Genomic DNA, 25232 nt, shown 5'->3' with positions numbered 1-25232 from the left:
GTAATACACGAACTTAGTTTATTTTCTTCTAATAATCGCAGTGGAGCTTGTAAATGAAAAAAGGGAGATTTGCACTCCCTTTCTAATAAAAAACTAACGTCCTACTTGTTTGTAGGACAACTCAGGATTCACACGAAGTTTTAATCATCTGCTCAAGAACATCAACCGAGAATCCGCCAGCTTCCCCGGACAAATCCAAATCCGCGCCGGCATCAACCCCCATGAACTCCGCCACAGGGCCATGCGCATTCACGGACAGTCCGACAACATCCTCCAGAGCCAGAATGTCATCCATGGACCAGGACTGAAAATCGGGCATGGTCTCTTCCGGGGCCTGCTCGCCAAGGGCGAAGGTACCAAAAGAGGTGCTGCCATCCATGGCTTCGACAATATAACTGTAATGCGTGGCAACCATGGACTGCCCGCCGTCCCCGGACACAGGACAGACGAAAGTGTACTGCCCATCAGGCCAGACAGTCAGCTCCCCCCCGTAAGGCGGAGCCAAAACCAGCCCGTCCTCGGGAACCTGGAAGCCCGCGAATTCCACAACACGCAGAAAATCCGAAGATTCCGGCTCAGGCCAGAAGTGGCCGGTTTGGGCGTGATGCAGGCCTACGGGCGAAGACGGGAGTTTTTCCATGCTGGTCTCGCATAAATCGTCAATTGGTTTATTTTAATATCAAGTTTGGAGAAGGGCATAACGCGCCCCTCTCCAAATCTCTTAAACTATCTTAAGGGCGCCGTCAGCCAGCATCGCATTCAGGATATTGGTATCATCGATGCTTGGATCCAAGTTATTCATGGTAATAGTGGCCAATGTGGTTGAAAAATCCGAATCATTATCACTGCCATCAGCATCAACCTGAATAACGACCTTAGCAGTAGTCGAATCAATTGATTCAAAACTTTCAATCTTCAAATAGTCACCAAGACCATCTGCATCTTTTCCATTGAGTAAATCACTCAAATCCAGCTGATCCTTATCGTAATCGAAATCCAAAATCACGTCGCCATTGGTGGTATTTTCCAAAGCGTCACCAGCATATTTAAAGACATCACGACCTTCTCCGCCGGACATTGTATCATCACCCTTGTCGCCATATATCAGATCGTCACCGGACCCACCATAAATGACGTCATCATCCATGCCCCCATGGATCGTATCGTTTCCGGCGTCTCCGTAAAGCTGATCCTCGCCTTTGTTGCCGTTGAGGAAATCATCGCCATCCCCACCGTGCAGGACATCATTGCCATCGTTACCCATCAACGTATCCGTTCCGCCAAGGCCGAGCAGAATATCGTCTCCTTCGTGTCCATACAACGAATTACTGCCTGCATCTCCTTCCCGGTACTCATCAGAGGTTATGTAAAGACTTGCGCTGGACACGTCTCCATCAAAATCCTGCATGGTGTATTCGAACTGGTCAATTCCCGTATCGCCTTCTCCATATGAGATGCCCGAAATAACAAAGCCTTGAGAATTGGTGGCTGATTGGTGTGAAAAAACTATATAAGAAACTTCACCAGAAATTGAGACCTTCAAATCAGGAATCAATTCTCCGGAGTTGTTCGGGTCCGCAAAATTCCCGGATCCGAGCAGAGAACCTGTGGATGAAAATGCGTACCAATTTGGGATCGTGGCCTGCCCAGCATTGTTCTGACCTAAAGAAAACGTAAAGGTCTGAGTCGTTACAGGTTCTACAAATTTGAAAACAAGCGACTCCCCTGAATCTATTGTGGCAGGCATCTTCTGCGTCACTCCCCAACCCGCTTTCTTTTCTCCGCCAGTCCAAGCATAACCACCAGGCTGTATTTCAGAAACATCTAAAGACAAAACGCCATTATTACTCTCAAATATCTGTAATGTCGTAGCCCCATAAATGCTCACCAAGTTCTCATTCAGACCGTTAGTGATAACAGTTTCTCCATTCAAAACATATTCATAGCTACCATCTTGCTCCATGAAAAGCGTGCCGTAATTCCCCTTAACTGACACGCCATCTGAATCAACCGCAAACGTGTTGCCCGCGAACGAAACATGGGTCACCGTCGCGTCTTCATCGGCGCCAATCGAATCATTATCCAGCACATTCCCGACTGCCAAAGGTGCTGCGGTACTATTCGGCACAGAAGTGACGCCATCAAAATCAGCGTGTGCGGTCGGTTCATCATCGAACACACCCACCGCAAACGTTCCGTCAACAAAGTCCCCATCTCCGTCAGTAGCAGTGAACGTGAAGTCAAGCGCCATAAAATCAGAAGTTGCGGCATGATCGAGCTGATCATTCAAAGAAAATGTATACTTTCCAGTATCAAGATCAACCTCCAAGGTGAAAACCGTTCTGCCGCCAGCGGTTCCCGTCAAAATATGACTAGAAGGATCCCAGGCCGTGCTGACCTGATCGCCGTTCGACTTCAAACCGACAACATCCAAATCAACCACTATATCCCCTGGGCCGTCAGCACCAAAGAGCACGGGCAACGAGGCCGTCGTGAAAACAGGAGTCGCGACGTGCAGCCCTTCTTCATCGACACTGGGCATGCTGTACACGCTCACATTGTCGATAAGGCCACCATAACTGTCATCTGTACCAGCACCAACAAATCGCAGCTCGACATCTGAACCATCCGGGTTTCCTGCAACATTGAAACTATGCTGCGTCCAGCGACCTGCAACAGAATCGGTTATTTCACCGATCTCGACATCACCCCAATACACTTTAACCGTGTTGGTTTCGGCAATGTCACCATAAGCGCGAGATGCAAACCAGAAACTTAGTACTAAATTGCCATAATTCGCAGTCGGTATGCTCTGGGTTACAGTAGCATTAGTGGCAGTTCCGCCATGTGCATCCAACTCAAGCAGCTGACCACCATGCTGTGCCGCAACACCGCCGGCGCCAGAATCCTGAATCTCGATCTGACCAGCTTCAGCCTTCCAGCCTGGGATATTTCCATAAGTTCCCCAACCCGTCACGTCGGGGTTCTCGAAGCTGCCGTTGGTTACCAAATTCGGCGATGCAAGAATAACAGGCGCATCGTCCTCGATCTTAATATTAAAACCTTGATATTCTGTGGTTCCTTCTGCTGTTTTTGCAGCAACAAACTGCAGGTACAACATTTCCGTCTCACCAGCGCCACTTCCATCAGGGTTCCCACTGGTCTCAACCGCATACTGATGATCAACTTGCCCAAGCAAAGTCACCGTGTAAGAACCGTCGCCCTTGTCCATCGTGACCTGTAAGATGTTTCTGAAAGAGTCACCATCGGCAACCCTGCCAAACATGATCGACTCTTCCCCGGTGTTGTCCACCACAAACTCAACATTGTGGCCATCGGAGGTGATCTTCTGCACCGGCGCGACGAGGGAGTACTCACCCGCGCCCATGTTCAAAGAGCCCGAGGTGGTCAGACCTTGAGAAGAATTATCCAGATTTCCAGAGGAAAGCGCATCTTCATGCACAACTCCGATGTCACCGGAACTCAAGTCATGACCGGTTGTAATGGTCAAGGTTGCGCTATCGGTATCGCCGTCGCCATCTTTCATCTGATAGCTAAATTCATCTTCGGATCCAGGCTTTACGTATTCTTCAAAACTGACAGCCTTCACGTAGTAGTCAGAACTGTCGTTAGCCTTGTCACCACCGAGGTAATCAACAGCGCTGAACACGATATACTGAAACGCTATAGGTTTACCATCTGCGCCCATGACTTCGACTTCAACCTGCCCTTGATGCACGTTGACATTGTCAAAGAGTTCCCCTCCAATGTAACCCTCACCAACTTTGAATCCTTCAGCATCAAAAGCTTCCCACCGGCCTGTTTCACCATTATTTCCGCTCTGCCCTGATTCATTCTGGTACAAATTGGAGATATCGACGACTGCTCGAACAGCCATGGTCTCGAGATTGACGGAGAGAGCTTCCGAGCCCTCCTTGGGCGAGAATCCAAGCTGGTCGGACACGGAATTGGAGGTGTCAGGCGTCTTCCCGGCTACCCCTAACCCATTTGCAACGCTGACTATTGTTCCGTCTGCGTTGTCAAGATGAAGCTCTTCACCCAAATTTTCACTGTAACTTGTGCCAAAATTAAACGCTTCCGTGTTGTCATCGGCGTTAAGCACGAGATTTGTGACTTTACCTGCGTACGTATAGTCACCGTCAGATTCCATGGTCAGCGTTCCATAACTTCCGGAAACTGTCGCGCTTCCGCCGCTGGCGATGTCTTCTCCTTCCACCCAGGTTTCACCCTCTGCGCCGGACCGCACGCCGACAACTGCCGCGGCGGCACCATCAGTCATGCCTTCATGGAGATCCTTTCCGGCGTCTTCGCTGGCCGTGCCAACTCCTGTAAGAACGTTACCGGAAGCCTCAAGCCTGTCGACCTGCCACACGGCTGTATCGGCATCATCATTGGCCACAGGACCATCATCGGCGATATAGAGCATGCGTCCTATGTCGAGGCTCGCGCTTACCAAGTCACCGTCGCCATCCTTGGCGGTGAGTTCAAGCAAAATTGCTCCGTCCAAAACCCGGATTATTTCATTGGAGTCACCTGCTGTCGGATGAACAACCGCGCGGTGCTGGTCCAGGGTCACTTCTCCCGTTGCAGCGTTAACCGACAGAGTAAACACAGGGGTTTCCACCCCATTTACCAAAACATAACCAATTACCTTGGTACTTCCATCCGTCTTCAACAACACGGCTGCATTTTCACCATTGGACTTCAGCGCCGTGTCTTCCAGACCCGATTCATTTTTCTCGAGGGTCAAATTATAAACCTTGCTCTCGAGTTCAGCGGCGCCATCTGCTCCGTAATCCACACTGAAGCGAGCCCGCCCTACATCGGAGGTTGCATCAACATTCAAAAAGCTGTCATCCACAAGCAAGGGCATGGTGACATTAAGCATAACATCATTAAAATCGCCATCGCCGCCGCCATAAACATCTTCCCAATTCTGATTCCCGGTGACTGATCCGGTTGCCACGGTATTTATATATGACTTTCCATCAGCGTTCAGCGCGCTGTTATCAAACAAAGCTGGAGCGCCTACACCATTCAAGGGCACTCCTTGTGCGGACACCACCCACTGCCCATTAACCAAGCTAAAAGTCACCTCCGTGCCGGAAGTCAGGTTTTGGTTCAATGAATCGCCGTTCGGGATGAGAAAAAAACCAACTTGGCCGGGCAGCACCCCTTCAGGCAACGTCACGCTTGTTACGGGCTGATTTTTTACAGAATCCCACACAACCACGCCAGTATCCGGCTCGCCATTCTCAGCCTTGATGTAGTAGCCCCAGGTGTTGTTATAGCCGGCATCACTGCCAACCAACTGTACGGTTATACCGGGAACAGGAGTTGGGTCCGTTACGGTGATTACAGGCACATCATCCTGAACTTCTGCTTCTAAACGCACAGAAATTTTATCACCATCGCCATCCTGAGCTATTATTTTAACAGCACCAAGGGGAAGGCGATCTTCTCCTTGCAAGAGGTGATTCATAGCGCCTGTTACCGTAAGCGTGTATTGGCCATCCGCTTGAACCTCAAGAATCGCAGCCGAGCCAACTGAAGTTGACTGAGGATTACCATCTGCATCAAAATATACAATGCCGCCATCTTCCTGATCGACATCAATCCTAACAACCCCACGTCCAGAACCGAATTGCAGCTGAACAACTTTCCCAAAATCGTCGGCACCCCACTTTACAGCGCCACGCATGGACTGTTCACCGGAAGTATAACTCAAACCGTCACCTGGCTCATTGTTCCCTATTACGCCGTCATCTCCCGGTACCGATTCCTCTTCCAACGTGAGGCGCAACACACCATCTTCATCCAAAACAGGCTTGTCATCCTTGACGATCAGATTCACATAGACGCTGACCTTGTCACCATCTCCATCCTCAGCATTAACCTTGACCCGATCGAGCAAGTCGTATTGTTCGCCCTTACCGTCCATAAGCATGTTATCTATCAACGTGAACGTATAGGAACCGTTGCCATTCACGATCAAGGACGCTGCCGCTCCTTCTGGCTCTTCAGAAACTTCGGATATCGAAACAGCTCCCCTAAATTGAACTTGATCTTCGCCTTCCATACCCTCGGGCAAAATAAGATTGCCATGTTGATTCCAAAACACGGTAGTTCCGACTGCAAACGAGTACCCATCAATTTCAAAAGTTGTAGCCCGTCCGAATCCATCGGCTCCCCATGCTGCGTTATCTTCAATCGTGCCATCGACCTGGGACGGCAAGTCCGGAAAAAACCAGCTCCCCGGCTCATTGTTGCCGCCCTCCATCTTCTCGTCTTCGACAATAGCGTAGTCAGGCCAAGTCAAACAAAGCGGCACATCGTCCTGGACCTGCAGATTCACACCCACCTGAACCGCGTCGCCATCGTTGTCCAAACCCGTGATCATGACGGTCGCCAGATCGTCTATCTGCTCACCCTTTTCTCCTACACCGAGGAGCATGTTATCATGCAATCTGAAGATGTACGTTCCGTCGCTCTTGACTTCCAGGGATGCGGCAGGTCGAAATTCTCCATCGTATCCCTTGCCGAAACTCGCAAAACTCATTTCCGGGCCATTGGAAGGCTCGTCGCCAAGAGAAAGAAGTTTGCCGTGCTGGTCCCAATAAACGGTAGTGCTTTCACCAGCCTCGACCGTGAAAACCTGCTCACCTATGCTGAATTCGGTAACTCCCCGAAATTCATCGGCACCCCACTTCACATTATCTTCGATGGTTCCTTCGAACTTTCCTTTCAAACCATCCCACCATTCGTTAATCCCGCCTCTCGTAGCCTCATCTTCGACGATCGCAGTATCGGAATTCATCTCACCGACGATCTCCGGCACATCATCCTGAACGTTCAGCGTCAGCGGAATCTCAACCTCATCACCGGTCGTGTCGGCACCAACAATCTGCACCGTGCCCAGCACATTAATCTGCTCGCCTTGCACGCCTTCACCAAGCAGCATGTTGTCCAGCAAAGTGAACGTGTAAAAGCCATCGGCACCTACAACCAGCGAAGCGGCAGCACCCTCGCCGGAGGTTCCCAGAAATGTGCCATCCTGACCCCAAAAAACCGTGGAACCGGCAGAGAAGGATGCTCCTCCAACATTGAAGCCGGTCACCTCGCCAAAGCCATCGGCACCCCAATCCACGTTGTCGACAATAGTGCCGGTCACGGAGCCGACGCCACCGTCGTCTTCATCGTTACCTTCAGGTAGCATTTTTTCATCTTCCACGAGGACACTCTCCCCGCCCAGCAAGGTCGGAATACTGCCGTTGGCCTCCAGCGCCTCCACGGAAAAAGCCGAAAATGCCCGCGGTCCGAGCACACCCAGCTTGTCCACGCCACCAAGCAAATCGCCCGCATCATCCTGATATTCACCCACACCGCCACTGCCGTCAGCGCCGCCCTCGGGCCCGGCTGCGGGTTCGATGTCTTTTTCGCCCAGGGAGGCCAGAAATTCCTGCATGTTCAGAATCGTGCCGTCAGGCATGACAACATTGGGGGCCTGGGCTTCGCCCAGATCCGTGAAGTCGAGGACAACCTGGCCGCCGTTTGCGAACTCGAAAACCACGTTGCCGCCATCCATCTTCACTTCGGCCTGATCAAAAGCAGCCTCGAGCACAATGTCCTGGCCCGGAATCGCGTTCACGACCACGGTCTGTCCAGCCTGGGGAGCCTGTACGTTCTGTTTGGAATTCTGAGTTTCAGCCATGAAATCCTCCACCTGGGGGGTTATGTAAAATTTGGGTTCAATGCCCGATTACAACCATCTTAAATTCTTTGACGTTTTTTATGAGGGGATGGAGGCTTGGGGTCAAGTATGAAAGATTTTATTCGAAGTATGAATCTTAAATGCGTATCTAATGACAGATTTCACTAATCATCTCTGCGGATTGAGGAAATCAAACCGCTACACAGAAATACTGAGACTTCATACACCCTTGTCTTGCGCCTCATACTTACGCATGATTACGGACAATTATGTCATCTGAGCGGGGACGGTGCGCGGGCATTACCAGGCGATAAACGCCCCTTTCAACTCTGAGCAGAATGACCATGAAAAGAGCCGTAAAGCCATCTCATGACTATCATGCTATGCATATTCTCATTGCTGAAAGAGGAATAACGGCTATCCGCGGAGATTGGGCTGCGCCAGCGCGAAAGTGATCGGCGGGCAATACGGAGGTTTTGTCGGCGTCAGGAGACGGAGTCCGGCCGGGCATCAATGCTCTGACCCGGAGGACGCTTCACGAATTGAACGAGCCAAGAATAAGCTGGGCCAGACCGTCGTCAAATTCGTTGTCCAAGGTCGCCGAATCCAGATGTTCGGCCAAATGTGCGGCCTGATGTTCGGCCAGATGTTCGGCATGCTGGGCCAAGCCCGACGTATCGTGCAAGGTGCCCTCCATGGTTTCTAGCCAGACATCGGCCATGAGCTCTGCGGCCGCGACATCGGCATCCATCAGTTCAGGCAGGGACCATGCCTGGAAATCCTGCATGGCCTCGGACACTCCCGTTTCTTCACCCAGGGAAAAAGAGCCTATGAATGACAAACCGGCGGCGGTCTCGACCACGTAGCTGAAGTGGGTTGCAACCCCTGGGTCTGTAGCAGGAGATGAGGTAAACGCATAGCTTCCATCGGGCCAAACTGCCAGCTCTCCACCTGTGGGCGGGCTGATGAGCAGGCCATCGTCGGGCACGAAATGACCCGCGAACTCCACGACTCGCAACGAATTCGAATCACTTCCGTCTTCCAGAAGCCGACCTTTTTCGGAGAGGAAATCTTCCCTTATGGGCAGGGTTGGCTGATTCGGTTTCATGATCGCATCCATCCTTATTCTTATGGTGACATACCCCGCCGTCGCCGACAGGGATGAGAGCATCGTCCTTCAAAAGCGGGGGAAAGGGACTTCCCTTTCCCCCGGTCCGGTTTAGATGTCTATGTTGTGATTTATCATCGTATCTATGATGCTGTCGGCGGTATCCCCTGCCCCCACACCGGTGACCGTGATGGTCGCCAGAGTGGTGGCATGATTGCCCGTTCCGGCGGGATCCACGTTGATCTCGACCGTGGCCTCCCCTCCGGCGATATTCGTCACCGTGAAGTCGAGGTACTGATCGAGGGTGCCCGCAGTCGCGCCGGTGAGCAAGGCCTGCAGATCGAGGCTGTCTCCGCCTGCGCCCAACTCGAAGTCGGTGATGGTGTCGCCGTCAATGGCGTTTGCCAGATCGCCGGCCATGTACCGGAAGACATCCTGCCCGGCGCCGCCGGTCATGACGTCATCACCTGCACCGCCCACCAGGGTATCGCTGCCCGCGCCGCCGGACAGGAAGTCGCTGCCCGCGCCGCCACCGAGGTAATCGTTACCCAGGCCGCCTTCAAGAACATCGGAGCCGTCGCCACCATAGAGGCTGTCGTCACCTTCGCCGCCGATCAGATGGTCGTTTCCGCCAAGGCCGCTCATGGAACCGCCTGTGTCCACAGACAGCACCAGTGTCTCGGAGTTTCCGGTGCCGGTCTGTCCGACGGCGCCCGCGAAGTTGATGGTCAGATCGGCCATGGACGAATCTCCGTCAGCCTGCGCCACCGTGTAGGTGAACACATCGGAATCCCCGAGATCCGGCACCGACCCCGTCGTATTGGGCGCGTACTCGAAAGCGCCGGTCAGGGTGTTGACCGTAACCACTCCATAGGAGCCGGTGGCAACGATGAGACCGTCGCTGTTGTCGTCGGTGAAGACCAGACCGCCCACTGCCACGGCCATGATGCTTGCACCTTCAGCGCCGAGGGCGTCGTTGGCGAAGAGATCCCCGGTTATGGGCACAGCCATGGCAGCCGTGCCGACGCTCGGCCAGAACGAGGACTCGGCCCCTTCGCCGACCACAAGCGTGGTGGCCTGTACCGTCAGCTTCTCATTGCCGGGGGTCCGGTTGTTGACATCTATGGCCACCCTCAAATTGGCACCGGCAGGCACGCCGTCGATTACGAGATTGAGAGTCGCGATGCCTCCGGAAAGCGACGAGGAACCTATCACACCATCACCCGTCGCGGTCCAGGCATTATTCTCGTACTCAAGAACCACTGACGCCCGGACGGTGTTAAACTCGTCGAGTATATCGACCTTTATCCTGTCCGTACCCTGACCTCCCGAATTTGGAGGATTGATGAACTCGGACACTTCAAGAGTCAGATAGATCGAGTCTCCGGCATCAACTTCGAAAGGCACTGACTGGATGTCATAGACTTCCTGCACTCCGGAGCCGTTATCCGTAAAGGCGCTATTGCCATCCCAGGGAATGCTGGGGATGACGGTGACCGTGTCGCCGACCGCCGTGACTTCGCTCAGATCCGTGGTGGTCAGCCGTAAGGTTGCCCCAGTCTCGTCGCCGTCACCATCGCGAACCGTATAGAGAAGGTCGGCGAAGATGTCGTCCTGCACGTCCTCGGCGGGCGTGAAGATGTAGCTTCCATCACCCCTGAGGAGCACCGAGCCGACAAGACCCAGGTCAAAGGTGTGGGAATCAGTGGGCGAAGAGAAGACATGTGTGTCTGTGCCGAAACTGGCCGAAACCAGAGCCGGGGAATTCCAGCCATCCGCGCCCGAAGCGTCGTTGTCCAGGACGTTGCCGCTGACTGTTGTCGGGACCGGCACGGTGCCGATCAAGGCGTCAAGCAGCGAGTCGTTGAAGTTGCTGGCCAACAGGACGTTTCCATCCGGGTAGGCCACGTCGGCCAGATCATCGTCAACGGCGTTGCTGGTGCCGACGCCGATAGCCCAGGATGTTGCTCCACGGCTCTCCAGCGTTGTTTCCCAGGCGGCTTCTTCCGCATTGGTCAGACCGACAGTGCCATTGCCGACTGTGGGAGCGCCATCGGAGATGAAGTAGACCACGTTGTCATGATCTGCTGTTGCCACTGGCCAGCCGTCTATGGCGGGAGTCGCGGCCGCCACCGCCGCGTCGTAGTTGGTGTTGCCGCTGCCGCCGCTATTGTCGAGGATGTCCAGATATGCCTTGGCTTCCGCGATTGAAACCGGCGAGCCATGCACCAATGTTCCATCCACCGCGAACGTGACCACCTGGACCTGGACTCCGGCCTCGCCGCCCAGGGCCACTTCGGCATACTTGTCGAGGAGGCTGTTCATGGCCACCACGGCGGCCTGCATCTCGGTCTGGTTGATGCTGCCCGACCTGTCGACGATAAGCATCAGGTTGTAGGTCTTGGCCCCGGTCCAGTTTTCAGCTGCGGAAACGGAGTCGTTTTCAGCGCTCGGGACATCGTCGACAAAGCGAATATTCCCGCCCAGATCCACGCTGAGCGTCCTGGTCGCCACGTCGTTGTCTCCATCGGTGACGGTCGCCGTGGCTTCAAGGAAAACCTTGGAATCCGCCAGGCTGATCAGATCATCATTGGGCGTACCTTCGATATGGTCGACTTCGGCCGACTGCTTCAAGACCACTGTTCCGGTCGAATCCACGGAGATCCGAAAGACTTCGCCCGCAGTGGTTCGTCCTACTACGTCATCACCGTCCTTGGACAGGATGATATCAAGTCCGTTGCTGTTCAGCCCGGAATCCAATTCGCCACCGCCACTGATGGCCAATTCGAAACCGCTGATCACCGTCCCGCCGGAGCCATCCGAACCGTAAAGCGGAGTCACCGCAGACTGTATGGCCGCGGCAAAATTAACGCTGTCCGTATCGAAATCAGCACCAATGGTCTGTGCGTCGTCCGTTGTCAGCGTCAGCCCGCTTTCGGCGATCGCACCCACAACCATGCTCGGGCCGTCATCGTCAAAGCTGAAGAAGGAGGCGGCATCGTCGATCAGGTTCACCGCCGCGCTTTCGGTCACGCTGTCGCCGTCGGCGTCGGTGCGGGTCACCTCGTACTGCAGCTTGATGGCGCCTTCGTCCGCAAGGAGCAGGTCCAGAGCGGAGTCGAACTCATTGCCGTCATCGCCGTGATCCAGCGCCTCGTAAAGCGTGGTTTGCAGCTGGTAAAGCCCGGAATCCGCAGGGGATTCCACGATCTCGATCGTCAGCACCGGGTCGCCGCCATCGGCGTCACGTCCGACAATCGCGCCGCTCTCAAGGAACAGCGTGATCATTCCGCCGGCAGTCGAGGACAGGGTTGTCTCCAGCCCTCCTGTGGTCGGAAAGCCAACGAAGCTCAAAGAGCCCGTGGTCGTGCCGGCTCCGTCGGAACCGTAGTCGCCGCCGAGGGCGGCAAACAGGCTCGTCAGGCCTCCGCTCACACTGCTCGTCACCTGTGCAAGGGCAGGACTTGCATCGTCATCGTTTCCGTCGGCATCCGCCCCACGATCATCACCCACGGTCTCGTCAAGATTCATCGCAAGCTGCGCCCCTTCCTGTTCCGAAACCTCGGCCACCACCGTCAGGGTCGGGCCGTCGTCGTCAAAGCTGAAAACGGAAGTGGCGTCATCGATCAGGTTCACCGCCGCGCTTTCGGTCACGCTGTCGCCGTCGGCGTCAGTGCGGGTCACCTCGTACTGCAGCTTGATGGCGCCTTCGTCCGCAAGGAGCAGGTCAAGAGCGGAGTCGAACTCATTGCCGTCATCGCCGTGATCCAGCGCCTCGTAAAGCGTGGTTTGCAGCTGGTAAAGCCCGGAATCCGCAGGGGATTCCACGATCTCGATCGTCAGCACCGGGTCGCCGCCATCGGCGTCACGTCCGACAATCGCGCCGCTCTCAAGGAACAGCGTGATCATTCCGCCGGCAGTCGAGGACAGGGTTGTCTCCAGCCCCCCTGTGGTCGGAAAGCCAACGAAGCTCAAAGAGCCCGTGGTCGTGCCGGCTCCGTCGGAACCGTAGTCGCCGCCGAGGGCGGCAAACAGGCTCGTCAGGCCTCCGCTCACACTGCTCGTCACCTGTGCAAGGGCAGGACTTGCATCGTCATCGTTTCCGTCGGCATCCGCCCCACGATCATCACCCACGGTCTCGTCAAGATTCATCGCAAGCTGCGCCCCTTCCTGTTCCGAAACCTCGGCCACCACCGTCAGGGTCGGGCCGTCGTCGTCAAAGCTGAAAACGGAAGTGGCGTCATCGATCAGGTTCACCGCCGCGCTTTCGGTCACGCTGTCGCCGTCGGCGTCGGTGCGGGTCACCTCGTACTGCAGCTTGATGGCGCCTTCGTCAGCAAGGAGCAGGTCCAGAGCGGAGTCGAACTCATTGCCGTCATCGCCGTGATCCAGCGCCTCGTAAAGCGTGGTTTGCAGCTGGTAAAGCCCGGAATCCGCAGGGGATTCCACGATCTCGATCGTCAGCACCGGGTCGCCGCCATCGGCGTCACGTCCGACAATCGCGCCGCTCTCAAGGAACAGCGTGATCATTCCGCCGGCAGTCGAGGACAGGGTTGTCTCCAGCCCTCCTGTGGTCGGAAAGCCCACGAAGCTCAAAGAGCCCGTGGTCGTGCCGGCTCCGTCGGAACCGTAGTCGCCGCCGAGGGCGGCAAACAGGCTCGTCAGGCCTCCGCTCACACTGCTCGTCACCTGTGCAAGGGCAGGACTTGCATCGTCATCGTTTCCGTCGGCATCCGCCCCACGATCATCACCCACGGTCTCGTCAAGATTCATCGCAAGCTGCGCCCCTTCCTGTTCCGAAACCTCGGCCACCACCGTCAGGGTCGGGCCGTCGTCGTCAAAGCTGAAAACGGAAGTGGCGTCATCGATCAGGTTCACCGCCGCGCTTTCGGTCACGCTGTCGCCGTCGGCGTCGGTGCGGGTCACCTCGTACTGCAGCTTGATGGCGCCTTCGTCAGCAAGGAGCAGGTCCAGAGCGGAGTCGAACTCATTGCCGTCATCGCCGTGATCCAGCGCCTCGTAAAGCGTGGTTTGCAGCTGGTAAAGCCCGGAATCCGCAGGGGATTCCACGATCTCGATCGTCAGCACCGGGTCGCCGCCATCGGCGTCACGTCCGACAATCGCGCCGCTCTCAAGGAACAGCGTGATCATTCCGCCGGCAGTCGAGGACAGGGTTGTCTCCAGCCCTCCTGTGGTCGGAAAGCCCACGAAGCTCAAAGAGCCCGTGGTCGTGCCGGCTCCGTCGGTTCCGTAGCCGCCTCCGAGATTAAAGAGCGCCGTCAAACCTCCTTCAAGAGACGTCACGACCCGAGCCAGCCCAGGGCCGTCGTCATCAGTGTTGCCGTCGGCATCCGCCCCGCGATCATCACCCACGGTCTCATCAAGGTTCAACGCCAAACCGCCCGCTGCCTGGCCATCAGCCTCGACATTGAGAGTCGGTCCGTCATCCTCGATACCAAACACGCCTGTGCTCAAATCGAGAAATGCGGAGGTCGTATCCCCGTCACCATCTGTTGCGACGGCGGTCAAGAGAATCGTTCCTTCCGGAAGATCCAGGAAAACGGAATCGTCATGATCATCATCTGCGGCATGCCATACGTTTTCATACTGCACGAAAGTGACTCTTCCGCTCGCCCCATCCACACTGATGCGGAAGAAAGGAGTTCCGCCATCAACTGTGCCGATGATGGAGCCGTCCACTTCCATCCCGAGCATGATCTCCGCGCCCGGCTCGCCGTTTTCACCCAGAGCGAACAGCCCGGAAGACACGCTTTCTTCGCTAAGCGACAACTCATAACCGACGCTGTCTATAATGCCGGGGCCGTCAGCTCCGTAGGCAAAGTCAAAATTGCCGGAGAAATCGGCGGACAACACGCGTATTCCGTCCCCATGCCCTTCTCCCGTAATGGCGTTGGGCAAGGAAACCTGGAGCTGGTACGTTCCACCAACCGGAATCGGGTTATCCGGAGTACTGCCTCCTGGAAACTGTCCCACCGAAATGTAGTAGGTGCCGGGCGCCGTGAATGTATACGTCAGATAGGAGTCAAGACCACTGTAACTTCCCGGATCACCACCCTGGTCATCGTCAGACGCAATGCGGACTCCCGCCGAATCCCATAAGTGGATATACGGATCAAAACTGCCACCGTGATTCCCCCCGTAATCAATATCGAACACAGCGGTCGAGCCGGCTTCAGTTACCGTGAACGCGTAATAATCCGGCTGGCCGTTGCCGACGGCATTGATGGATACAAAGGGCACGGTTTCAGAATTTTCGACATCAGGATTGACGCCCAGCGCGAAATATCCGTCCAGGCTGATGGCCGTTGCGATGCTGAAATTGGACGTCTCCTGAGGGCTCTGGGCAATTCCGGAGCCATCGCCTTCGCCTACAGGAGATTCGTCGAGAATCAATTCAGGCAGGCCGGAGGCATTCGCCGTGACCACAGGGGAATCGTCATCGACGATCATGTTCAGGCCCCCTACGACGAAATCTCCGGAACCATCGGTCAGAGTGAAGGAAAAATTGTAGATGATGTCATCTTCCGTGCCGGACACGGAGTGATCAAGGGGCTGATAAAGCTCGAATCTGTACGTTCCGGCAGCCAGGTCCGTAACGTTCAGACTGAATACATCCACCCTGAAGGATTCCTGGAATTCAACGCTGGAATCGTATTCTCCTTCGGACGGATATTCCCCCAGGATATAAAAAGCGTTCAGCGTTGTACCGCCATCCACGACTTCATACTGAAGGGCATGCCCGCGTGATTCCACACCTAGCGCCTCAAGGCCGCCCAGGCTCCACACGAACGGATTCGTGGCGGAAGGGCCGTCTCCTCCGAAATCATAATTGAGGGTTCCTTCGGCATACGCAAATTGGGCAGGATGATCGCCGTCCCTTTCATCGTCGTTGCCGTCAAAGGGGGTCATGGTCAGTTCGCTGATGCGGAGTCCGTCTTCGTCAGCGGCTCCGAAGGCCGGTCCTGCCGAAGGCAGAGGATTGACGTCTTCGACATCGACATCGGCATCGGCCTCAAGGGCCTCCACCGTAATTGCGGTGAAATCACGCGGATCCAAGCCGCCCAGCTTGTCCACGCCATCGATAAGATTGCCCGCGTCGTCCCTGTACTCGCCGACACCGCCGCTTCCGGTGGCGCCGCCTTCAGGGCCCGCTGCGGGCTCCACATCTCCCTCACCCAGGGAAGCTAGGAATTCCTGAACATTGAGGACCGTGCCGTCCGCCAAAATGATGTTCGGGACCTGGCCATCCGGGAGATCACTGAACTCGATGACCACCTGCCCGCCATTTGCAAACTCGAAGACAACACTGTTGTCATACACTTTCGGCTCGGCCTGATCAAAGGCGGAGTCGAGCACGATGTCTTGTCCCGCTATCGCGGTGACGACTACGGACTGCCCGGCCTCGGGGGACCTGAGCGTCTGCCTGGATTCTTGTGTTGTAGCAGCCATAATAACCTCCGCCTGGTTTCACATGTTGCAGTTTCGAATACTTTGAGGACGTTAGCTTGTTTACAATTCATCAGTGCGGTCACGTTATTTTTTCGTTTCACGATTTATAACAAGGAACACCATTTGCCTCTAAAAGCTCACTGCAGGAATGATAAATATTTCCACTTAGATTTATTGCCTTTGTGTACTTACTAATGCGAATACCGAGCAAAAGGGTCAAGTATGAAAAAAATTCAAAAGGTATGATTTTATCGATACTCGTAATCATTAGCTAACACCCTGAATTCTGTATGACATTTGTCTTACAGCTCCAATAAGGCGCTCGCAGGCGGGTATTCCACTCATACTTTCGGGTGAGAGAAAAAACCGAATTTCCCTTGCAAGATGACAGGGCACGTCTTAGTTTCCGGCATCATATCAATATCATTGAGGCCAAGCACGCATGAATGATCCCAAGGTCGCCATTCCCATCTCCGCTCCCCAGTCAGCCGCCAAGCCGCGCCCGACGATCACCGCCCAGATCAACCCCTCGCAGGTCTATTTCACCCCGCCGCTGGTTGGGTGTTTGTCCGTCATATCCCGCATGCAGGGCCGCCCCGTCAGCACCACGGCGCTGGAAGCGGGCCTGCCGCGCACGCAGGAAGGCATGACCCCGTACGCGGTGATCCGCGCGGCGCGGCGCGAGGGCATCGACGCCCAGATCACGCACAAGCCGGCCATTGATAAAATTTCCCCCCTGAACCTGCCCTGCATCCTGCTCATGCAGGACGGCTCGGCCTGCGTACTGGTCAGCGTGGCGTCCGGCACGGCCCGCATCATCATGCCCGAGAACCCGGACGCGCCCTTTGACACCCCGGTCGAAAAGCTGAGGGAAACCTACACCGGACACGCCGTCTTCGCCCGCCCCAAAGCGAGTCTGGACGGCAGGACCGAAGGGCTGAAGATCTTCAACACCAAGCAATGGTTCTGGGGCACCATTTTTCATTTTCTGCCCATTTACCGGCACGTCATCCTGGCCACGGTTTTCATCAACCTGCTGGCCATCGCCTCGCCTCTTTTCACCATGAACGTGTACGACCGGGTCGTACCCAACAATGCGCTGGAAACCTTGTGGGTGCTGGCCGTGGGTGTCGGCATCGCCTTCTTTTTCGATTTTGCGCTCAGGAACCTGCGCGGCTATTTCGTGGACGTGGCCGGACGCAATTCCGACATCCTGGTCGCCAGCAAGCTGATGAGCCACATCCTGTCCATCCGGCTCGACCACAAGCCCGAATCCACAGGGGCGCTGGTCAACAACATGCGCGAGTTCGATTCCCTGCGGGAGTTCTTCAGCTCCACCACCCTGCTCGCGCTGGTGGATCTGCCATTCCTGATCCTGTTCATTACCATCATCTTCTACATCGGCGGCCCCATAGCCATTGTGCCGGGCGTGGTCGCGCCCATAGTCATCCTGGTCGGCATCATCATGCAGGGCCCCCTGAAGCGCGCCATAGAAGGCGGTTACAAGGAATCGACGCAGAAAAACGCCTTGCTGGTTGAAACCGTGAGCGGCCTTGAGACCATCAAGACCAGCCGGGCCGAAGGCTCCATGCTCGGCCGCTGGGAGAACATCGTCGGCATGGGCGCCAAATCGGCCATCCGCTCCAAGTCGCTCAGTACCTTCTCCCTAAGTTTCACCCAGTTCGCATCCCAGATCGTCTATTGCGGCGTCATCATCTGGGGCGTGTACCGAATCTCCGAAGGCGAGATGACCATGGGCGGGCTCATCGCCTGCTCCATCCTCGTCGGCCGGGCCATGGCTCCGCTGGGCGCGGTGGCGGCCATGCTGACCCGCCTGCAACAGAGCCGCATGGCGCTCAAGAACCTGGACCTGCTCATGCAGATCCCAAGCGAGCGCCCCGATGACGTCCAGCATCCGGAACATCAGGACCTTCGCGCCACCATCACCTTCGAGGATGTGAGCTTCAAATACCCCAGCGCCCTGACCAACGCCCTGTCCCACATCGGCCTGCACATCGCCCAGGGCGAGCGCGTGGCGATCATCGGCAAGATGGGTTCAGGCAAGACCACGCTGGGCAAGCTGATCAACGGCCTCTACGAGCCGCAGAAAGGGGCGGTGAAGATCGGGGGCCTCGATATCCGCCAGATCGATCCGGCCGAACTGCGGGCCAAGATCGGCTACATGGCCCAGGACAATTTTCTGTTCCACGGCACGGTGCGCGAGAACATCACTCTCGGCGCGCCCCACGTCAGCGACCAGGCGCTGCTGCGCGCTGCGACCATCGCCGGAGTCACCGACTTCATCAAAAACAACCCCGCCGGCTTCAACCTGCAGGTCGGGGAACGGGGGTTGTCCCTGTCCGGCGGCCAGCGCCAGGCCATCACCATCGCCCGCACCCTGCTGCTCGACCCCGACATCGTCATTTTGGACGAACCGAGCAGTTCCATGGACGTGGGCGTGGAGGCCGTGCTCAAACTTCGCCTCTCCTCGGCCCTGAAAGGCAAGACCCTCATCCTCATCACCCACAGACCGAGCCTGTTGTCCCTGGCCACACGGGTCATCGCCCTTGAGGGTGGGTCAATCATCGCCGACGGACCGCGCAATGAAGTTCTGGCCGAACTGCAAAAACGCGGTAACGGAGCCAAAAATGCGCAATAAAGTATACTCCGACTCAGACCTTGAATACATGAGCGTGGTCGACGCGGCCATGTATCGCCGGGGTCACCGCTGGGCCTACGCGTTGTCCATGACCATCTGCCTGCTCCTTGCCTCGCTCCTGGTCTGGACCCACTTCGCCATCCTCGACGAGGTCACGCGCGGCATGGGCCAGGTCATCCCGTCCCAGCGGGTGCAGATCATCCAGAATCTCGAAGGCGGCATTTTGGTCGAAACCCTGGTGCGGGAAAACCAGCTCGTGGAAAAAGGCGACATCCTGGTCCGCATCAGCAACGAAATGGCCCAGAGCACCCTGAAGGACACGGCCAGCCAGGCGCTGGAGCACCAGGCCGCCATCGCCCGCCTCAAGGCCGAATCCTCGGGCACGGAGCCCGTATTTCCCGAAGAACTGCAGACCAAGAACCCGAAAGCGGTGAGTGACCAACTGGCCATATACCAGGCACGCATGAACCAACTGACCCAGGAGATGAACATTCTGCGCAGCCAATACACGCAGCGCGTGCAGGAAGCCCAGGAAATGGCCATCCGCCGCAATCAGGCGGCCCAGGACCTGAAGCTGGCCCAGGAACAGATGAATATCGCCAAGCCGCTGATGGAGAAGAACGTGTATCCCCGGGTCGAATACATCTCCCTGCAGCGCACCGTCAGCTCCCTGCGCGGCGACCTGCAGAGCCTCAACGTGGCCATCCCGCGCACGCAGCAGGCGGCGCAGGAAATCAAGGAACGCCAGGCCCAGCGCATGGCCGAGTTCAAGGCCACGGCCCTGCAGGAGATGAACCAGCACCAGGTGGAGCTCAATTCCAAGCTGCACGCCTTGTCCGCCGGCCAGGACCGCGTCACGCGCACGGACGTGCGCAGCCCTGTGCGAGGGACGGTCAAGCAGGTCATCCTGAATACCGTGGGCGGCGTGGTCAAACCGGGAGAACCCATCCTTGAGATCATTCCCCTGGACGACACCCTGCTCATCGAGGCCAACATCAAACCCGCCGACATCGCCTTTCTGCATCCGGGCCAAAAGGCCATGATCAAGATCACGGCCTATGATTTTTCCATCTACGGAGGGCTCGAAGGTTCCGTCGAACAGATCAGCGGCGACACCATTGAAGACCAGAAGGGCGAAAGCTTCTACAAGGTCAAGCTGCGCACCCAGGCCTCAAACATTGTCTATCGCGGCGAAAAGCTCCCGATCATCCCGGGCATGACCGCCAGCGTGGACATCCTGACCGGCAAGAAAAGCGTGCTCGACTATCTCTTGAAACCCATTCTCAAGGCCAAGGAGAACGCCTTGAGGGAGCGTTGACCGATTGAGATGGGCCGTCTCCATGTCTCTTTTGCTGCTTGCGGCGGCGCTATGCTTTCCAAGCGATTTCGCAGCAATGGGGACCGGAGGCACGCCTGTGCACGACCAGCCCGCCCAGACGAAGCACGCACGGGCAGACACGAACGCCGGAACAATGATCTCTGCCCGGCCCGAGCAGGAACACAACGCCACGAGATCGGCCTCGCCGCAAGAAATGCAAACGGATGTTCAACCGGACCAAAAACCGGACCAGGTTGCGGATCCTCATGTTCAGACGGAACAAAGCCAGCCCCCGGACACACAGGCAAGCGTCCCTGCGGAGCAAGCCCCGGTCACGGAAGCGGATGCAGCTTTGGCGCAAGACCTGGATTCAAACGCGCCGGAGGGAACTCAGGCGCAGCAGAATCAGGATTCGCCGACGCAAAGGGCGGCCCTGCCGGTATGGCGCCAGGGCACGCAGACCCAGCCCGCAGCGCCATTGGAACAAGCCCGGAGCGCCGGCGCAGACACCGGCGGTCAGCCGCTGCGACTTTTTCAGAGCGCGGCCTTTCGGGGCAATTTCAACGCCCTGCCCAAATGGAAACGGATTTTGTCCAAGGTCAAGGGGCAAATCCAGACGCTAAGCAGCTGCACTTCGGCCACGGCCTGTCCGCCCGGCGCGACCAGTTGGCAGCGCATCATGAAACAGGCCAGGGGCAAGGAGCGCATGGAACAGCTCAAGATGATCAACTCCTTTTTCAACAAATGGCCGTATCGCCTGGACCAGGACGCCTACGGGGTCTCGGACTGGTGGGCCACGCCCCAGGAATTTTTAAAAATTTCCGGCGATTGCGAGGATTACGCCATCATCAAGTACTTTGCCCTGCGGGAGCTCGGCTTTTCGCAGAACGAGCTGCGCATCGTCGTGCTGAAGGACCGCATCAGAGGCATCGCGCACGCTGTTCTGGCAGTATTTACGCATGGAGATGCCTACATCCTGAACAACATCTCCGACGCGATTTTCACGCACGACAAGTACAGACACTACGTTCCGCAATACTCTTTGAACGAGGAGCACCGATGGTCGCACATCCCTGTGGCGAACTAAACTTAACGGAGAAGGGAATATGACAGCATCAAGCAGCAAAGCGGCTCTGCCCGCCATGGGCAAGAACAGGTCGGAACTGATCATGGGGGTCGCCATCATCTCCCTGATCATCGTGGCTCTTTTGACCTGGGTAGGCTGGAGCGTCCGGGCCAAACAGGGAGAGCTGCACGAGCAGATCCGGGGCAGACTCGAATTGCTGGCCACCAGCCGCACCGAAGTCCTCTCGGCGTGGCTTTCGGGCCTGGTCGAACAGACGGACAAGCTCATCTCCTCGGACCTGTTCCGGCTTTATGCCACGGACATGGACCTCATCGACGCGGATCCGAGCTTTCTCATCACGGGCATCATCCCCGAAGGGGAATCCTATGATCAGATGGCCCAACTGACCGACCAGTTCCCCCTCATGCATCAGACCTTCGCGGACTTCACGGTCTTCGCGGGCTTCCTGTCCGGCCGCATCGTGCATCGCAGCGGGCAATCCTACATCGGGTCCGATTCGCGCGTCACCCCTCTCACCCCCAGTCAGACCGCGCTGATCAAAAAGACCTTCGCCTACCCCCTGCCCCACTTCTCGCCCCTGCGACAGACGGGCAACGGCCTGGTCATCGACATGTGCGTGCCGATCTTCTCCACGGCCGAAGAGAACGGGGAAAAGAAGGCTGTGGCCGTGGCCATGCTGACCAAGAGCGCGGGCACGACCATCACCTCGCTGCTCTCCAACACCCCGCTTTCGACCAGCGGGGAGCGGACCCGGATCATGCAGATGACCGAGGCCGGCTTTCAGGAGATCGTGCCGTGGAGCCCGGGCGGGATCGCACACCTGTCCTCGCCGCCGGAACTGGATTCGGGACAGCGGCTCGACTTTGACAAACGCAACAGCCTGGGCGCCCAGACACCCGTCTTTTCGCTGGGCGTGAAAGTCCCCGATCTTGATCTGTGGGTCGTCCAGGAGGTGGACACCCGCAGCGCAACCCAAGGCTTGCAGGAGTACACCCGGATCTCCCTGCTCATCGCCGGCCTCATCGCCATGGTCACAAGCCTGCTCTTTGGCGCTGTCTGGTGGCGAACCATCGGCCAGAGCCACAAGCGCATCGCCGGCAGGTTTCAGACCCTGGCCCAGGAGCTGGAGCAGCAGCGCAACTTCCTGGATTCCATCAACGACTCGATCCCGGATTTCATCGCCGTTAAAAACCTGAGCGGCAACTACACCTATGCCAACCCGGCCTTGGCAGAGGGCGTAGGGCGACCGGAAGACGAGGTGCTCGGCCTGGACGATGTCGCCCTGTTCGGCTTCGACACGGGCAAGCGCCTGGAGCAGTCCGATGCCCAGACCCTGCAGACCGGAGTGCCTGTGACCGTGACCGAGCGCATCTTCCTGAAATCAAGGGAACACCATTTCCAGATCACCAAGGTCACCTTGAAGGGCGATCACGACACCCCGCAAGGCATCGTCTCCGTATTCCGGGACATCACCGCCATGGTGCAGGCCGAGGATCGCAAGCGCCAGGCCATCTCTCAGACCGTGGAGGCCCTGGTCAAGGCCATCGAATTCACGGACCCCTACCTGGCCGGGCATTCCCTCTTGATGCGCGATGTGTCCTCCCTGCTGGCCGACAGCCTGAACCTCTCCCCCGAAGACAAGTCCACGGTGGAGATCGCCTCCAACCTGTCCCAGATCGGCAAGATGTTCATCGACAAGACGATCCTGACCAAGGTCGACCAGCTCTCCGATGCAGAAAAAGAACTGGTACAAAAACATGTCGACCATGCCGCAGGCATCCTGCGCCAGATCGACTTTGAATTGCCCGTTTACGAGGCCATCTATCAGATGAACGAACGCCTTGACGGCAGCGGCTACCCCAATGGCCTGCACGACGAGGAAATCGGCCTCCAGGCCAGGGTCTTAAGCGTGGCCAACAGCTTTTGCGCCATGATCCGGCCCCGGGCCTACAGGCCGGCCATGAGCCCGGAGCAGGCCCTGGAAAACCTGCGCTCGTCAACACACAGTTACGACCTGCGCATCGTCGAGGCCCTCGCCGCCGCCCTTGAAACGTCTCGCGGAAACAAACTGCTGGAAAAAGCGGGCGAATAGGACTGCGCCACAACAGACAAAGGCCCATGCGCGCGGAGCGGATGGGCCTTTTTTTATTTTGAACGCTGCGGCCGGGCGGCCAAAAATCAGGCTTGGAGCTGATTGATCGTGCGGGCCAGCTGATTGCCCAGAGACGTCTTGCGGGTGACTTCCTGTTCCACGGAAGCGATGCCCTTGATGACCGTGGAGTGCTTGCGGTTGAAGCGACGCCCGATATCCATGAGCGACAGTTCCGTGTGCTTGCGTGCCAGGTAGAAGGCCGTGTTGCGGGCGATGACCCGGTCGCGCTTGCGGCTCTTGGAGCGCAGGTCGTCAAAGCCGAACCCGTAGGCCTGGCAGACGAAGCTGATAATCTTGTCGAGATCTATGGAGGCGCTGTCGAGGTTGTAATTCTGCAGTATTTCCCAGGCCAGATCCATGGTGATATCCATGTTCAGGAGCTTGGCCTTGAGGATGATGTTTTTCAGGCAGCTCTCAAGCTGGCGGACATCGGTCTTGATCCTGCCGGCCAGAAGCTCGGCCACGCTGCCCGGCATGCTGACCTGCGACGCCTGGGCTTTGGCCTGGATGATACCCATGCGGGTCTGGAAGTCGGGCTTGTCGATGACGGCCATGAACCCCTGCGCAAAGCGGGACAGCAGATTGGAGTCGATGTCGGACAGCTCACGGGGCAGAAAGGTACTGGTCATGACCACCCGCCGGCCCTGATTCTGCAACGATTTCAAGGTATTCAAAAGCTCATCCTGCATTTTTTCCTTGCCTTGAAAAAAATGCACGTCTTCGAGCAGAAGCAGATCCACGTTGGACCTGAAGCGGGCCTTGAACTGCTCCACGGCCTTGGCCTTGATGGCCATGACCAACTGCGAGGCGAATTCCTCCCCGCTCAGATAGCAAACCCGCAAATGCTGCCGGTTGGTCTGCCGGGCGATCTCGCTGCCGATGGCCTGGGCCAGATGGGTCTTGCCCAGGCCCGGTGCGGAGCAAAGGAAAAGTTGATCCGAGCCTTGCACGTCCTGGCAAAAGCTGCGGGATGCGACATAGGCGAGGTTGTTGCAAGGCCCGACGATAAAATCATCGAACTGATGCCGCCAATTCTGCACGGTCTGCGTAGGCAGGGCGTGAGCCATGGGCAGGCCCATCTGGCGGGTCATGATCTTTCTGGCGGGTACGGGCTGGACGGGCGCGGCCACGGGCGCTTCGGCCTGGGCGGAACAGAGTTCTATGGTCGGGGTAAAGCCCAGGGTCTCGGCGGCCGCATCCTTGATCTTGCCGAGCATGCGCTCGCGGACCCAGGTGCACACAAAGGAATTGGGAGCACAAAGCACCAGCGTGTCGTTATCAAGACACCCCTGCAAGGGCTTGATCCAGAGCTGATAATGGCCCGGAGTGAGGTTCTTCTCAAGAGAAAGCGAAATGTGATGCCATGCGTCAATCATGGGGACGGTTTCTAGCCAAACGACAGGTCTGCGACAACTCCGGTTTATCCAGCCAGTCGCAACTTGGCCCAACACTTTCTATACAGGACAACCCGCTAAAATAATGGAAATTCCTTCTTATCCATGGCTTTTGTGGCTCTGACGTGAAGCTGTCATAGTCCCGCAAAACCGGGCCTCCCCCGTTGTCAACATTTAGTTTTCAATACCTGATGAAAACTTTTACACAGGCACTATAAAATTATCTTCTATTTTCTGCTAATTTCTCGAAATTTTGATTTCAAGCCTTAAAGTCGTGAAAGTTCCAATGCTTCCGGCAGCTACTCACAACTA

At 56.7% G+C, this 25232-nt stretch carries 9 protein-coding genes; 4 read left to right on the top strand and 5 right to left on the bottom strand.

Annotated features, from left to right (window positions below):
* Positions 1 to 121 precede the first annotated feature (121 nt).
* The 4 genes from DBAC_RS00045 to DBAC_RS00030 all read right to left on the bottom strand — a co-directional run bounded on the left by DBAC_RS00045 (position 122) and on the right by DBAC_RS00030 (position 16310).
* A complete protein-coding gene (locus DBAC_RS00045) occupies positions 122 to 640 on the bottom strand; it encodes a hypothetical protein (protein ID WP_012805224.1) in 519 nt (172 codons plus the stop codon).
* 81 nt (positions 641 to 721) lie between these two features.
* Positions 722 to 7732: a T1SS-143 repeat domain-containing protein gene (locus DBAC_RS00040; protein WP_012805223.1), complete on the bottom strand. Its 7011-nt coding sequence runs from the start codon at positions 7730 to 7732 to the stop codon at positions 722 to 724.
* A gap of 535 nt (positions 7733 to 8267) precedes the next feature.
* Positions 8268 to 8840 (bottom strand): hypothetical protein, encoded by a 573-nt coding sequence (locus tag DBAC_RS00035; RefSeq protein WP_043810172.1) that lies wholly within the window; start codon positions 8838 to 8840, stop codon positions 8268 to 8270.
* A gap of 111 nt (positions 8841 to 8951) precedes the next feature.
* Positions 8952 to 16310 (bottom strand): DUF5801 repeats-in-toxin domain-containing protein, encoded by a 7359-nt coding sequence (locus DBAC_RS00030; protein WP_012805221.1) that lies wholly within the window; start codon positions 16308 to 16310, stop codon positions 8952 to 8954.
* Between the two features lie 442 nt (positions 16311 to 16752).
* Here DBAC_RS00030 and DBAC_RS00025 point away from each other — a divergent pair, with 442 nt between their 5' ends.
* From DBAC_RS00025 to DBAC_RS00010, 4 genes are all read left to right on the top strand, one after another.
* On the top strand, positions 16753 to 18969 hold the full coding sequence (locus DBAC_RS00025; protein ID WP_012805220.1) for a type I secretion system permease/ATPase: 2217 nt from the start codon (positions 16753 to 16755) through the stop codon (positions 18967 to 18969).
* Positions 18959 to 20287, top strand: a complete 1329-nt coding sequence (locus tag DBAC_RS00020; RefSeq protein ID WP_012805219.1) for an HlyD family type I secretion periplasmic adaptor subunit — start codon at positions 18959 to 18961, stop codon at positions 20285 to 20287. Before DBAC_RS00025 ends, DBAC_RS00020 begins: the two co-directional genes overlap by 11 nt.
* 97 nt (positions 20288 to 20384) lie before the next feature.
* Positions 20385 to 21374: a transglutaminase-like cysteine peptidase gene (locus DBAC_RS00015; protein ID WP_012805218.1), complete on the top strand. Its 990-nt coding sequence runs from the start codon at positions 20385 to 20387 to the stop codon at positions 21372 to 21374.
* Between the two features lie 19 nt (positions 21375 to 21393).
* The gene (locus DBAC_RS00010; protein ID WP_012805217.1) at positions 21394 to 23466 is read left to right on the top strand and encodes an HD domain-containing phosphohydrolase; all 2073 of its coding nucleotides are present in this window, start codon (positions 21394 to 21396) and stop codon (positions 23464 to 23466) included.
* An 86-nt stretch (positions 23467 to 23552) separates the two neighbouring features.
* Here DBAC_RS00010 and dnaA read toward each other — a convergent pair whose 3' ends face one another.
* Complete coding sequence (gene dnaA / locus DBAC_RS00005) at positions 23553 to 24902, bottom strand: chromosomal replication initiator protein DnaA (protein WP_012805216.1); 1350 nt, start codon at positions 24900 to 24902, stop codon at positions 23553 to 23555.
* Positions 24903 to 25232 lie beyond the last annotated feature (330 nt).

Source organism: Desulfomicrobium baculatum DSM 4028, from assembly GCF_000023225.1.
GTDB classification, from domain to species: Bacteria; Desulfobacterota; Desulfovibrionia; order Desulfovibrionales; family Desulfomicrobiaceae; genus Desulfomicrobium; species Desulfomicrobium baculatum.
This window is presented reverse-complemented; position numbering and strand designations above follow the sequence as displayed.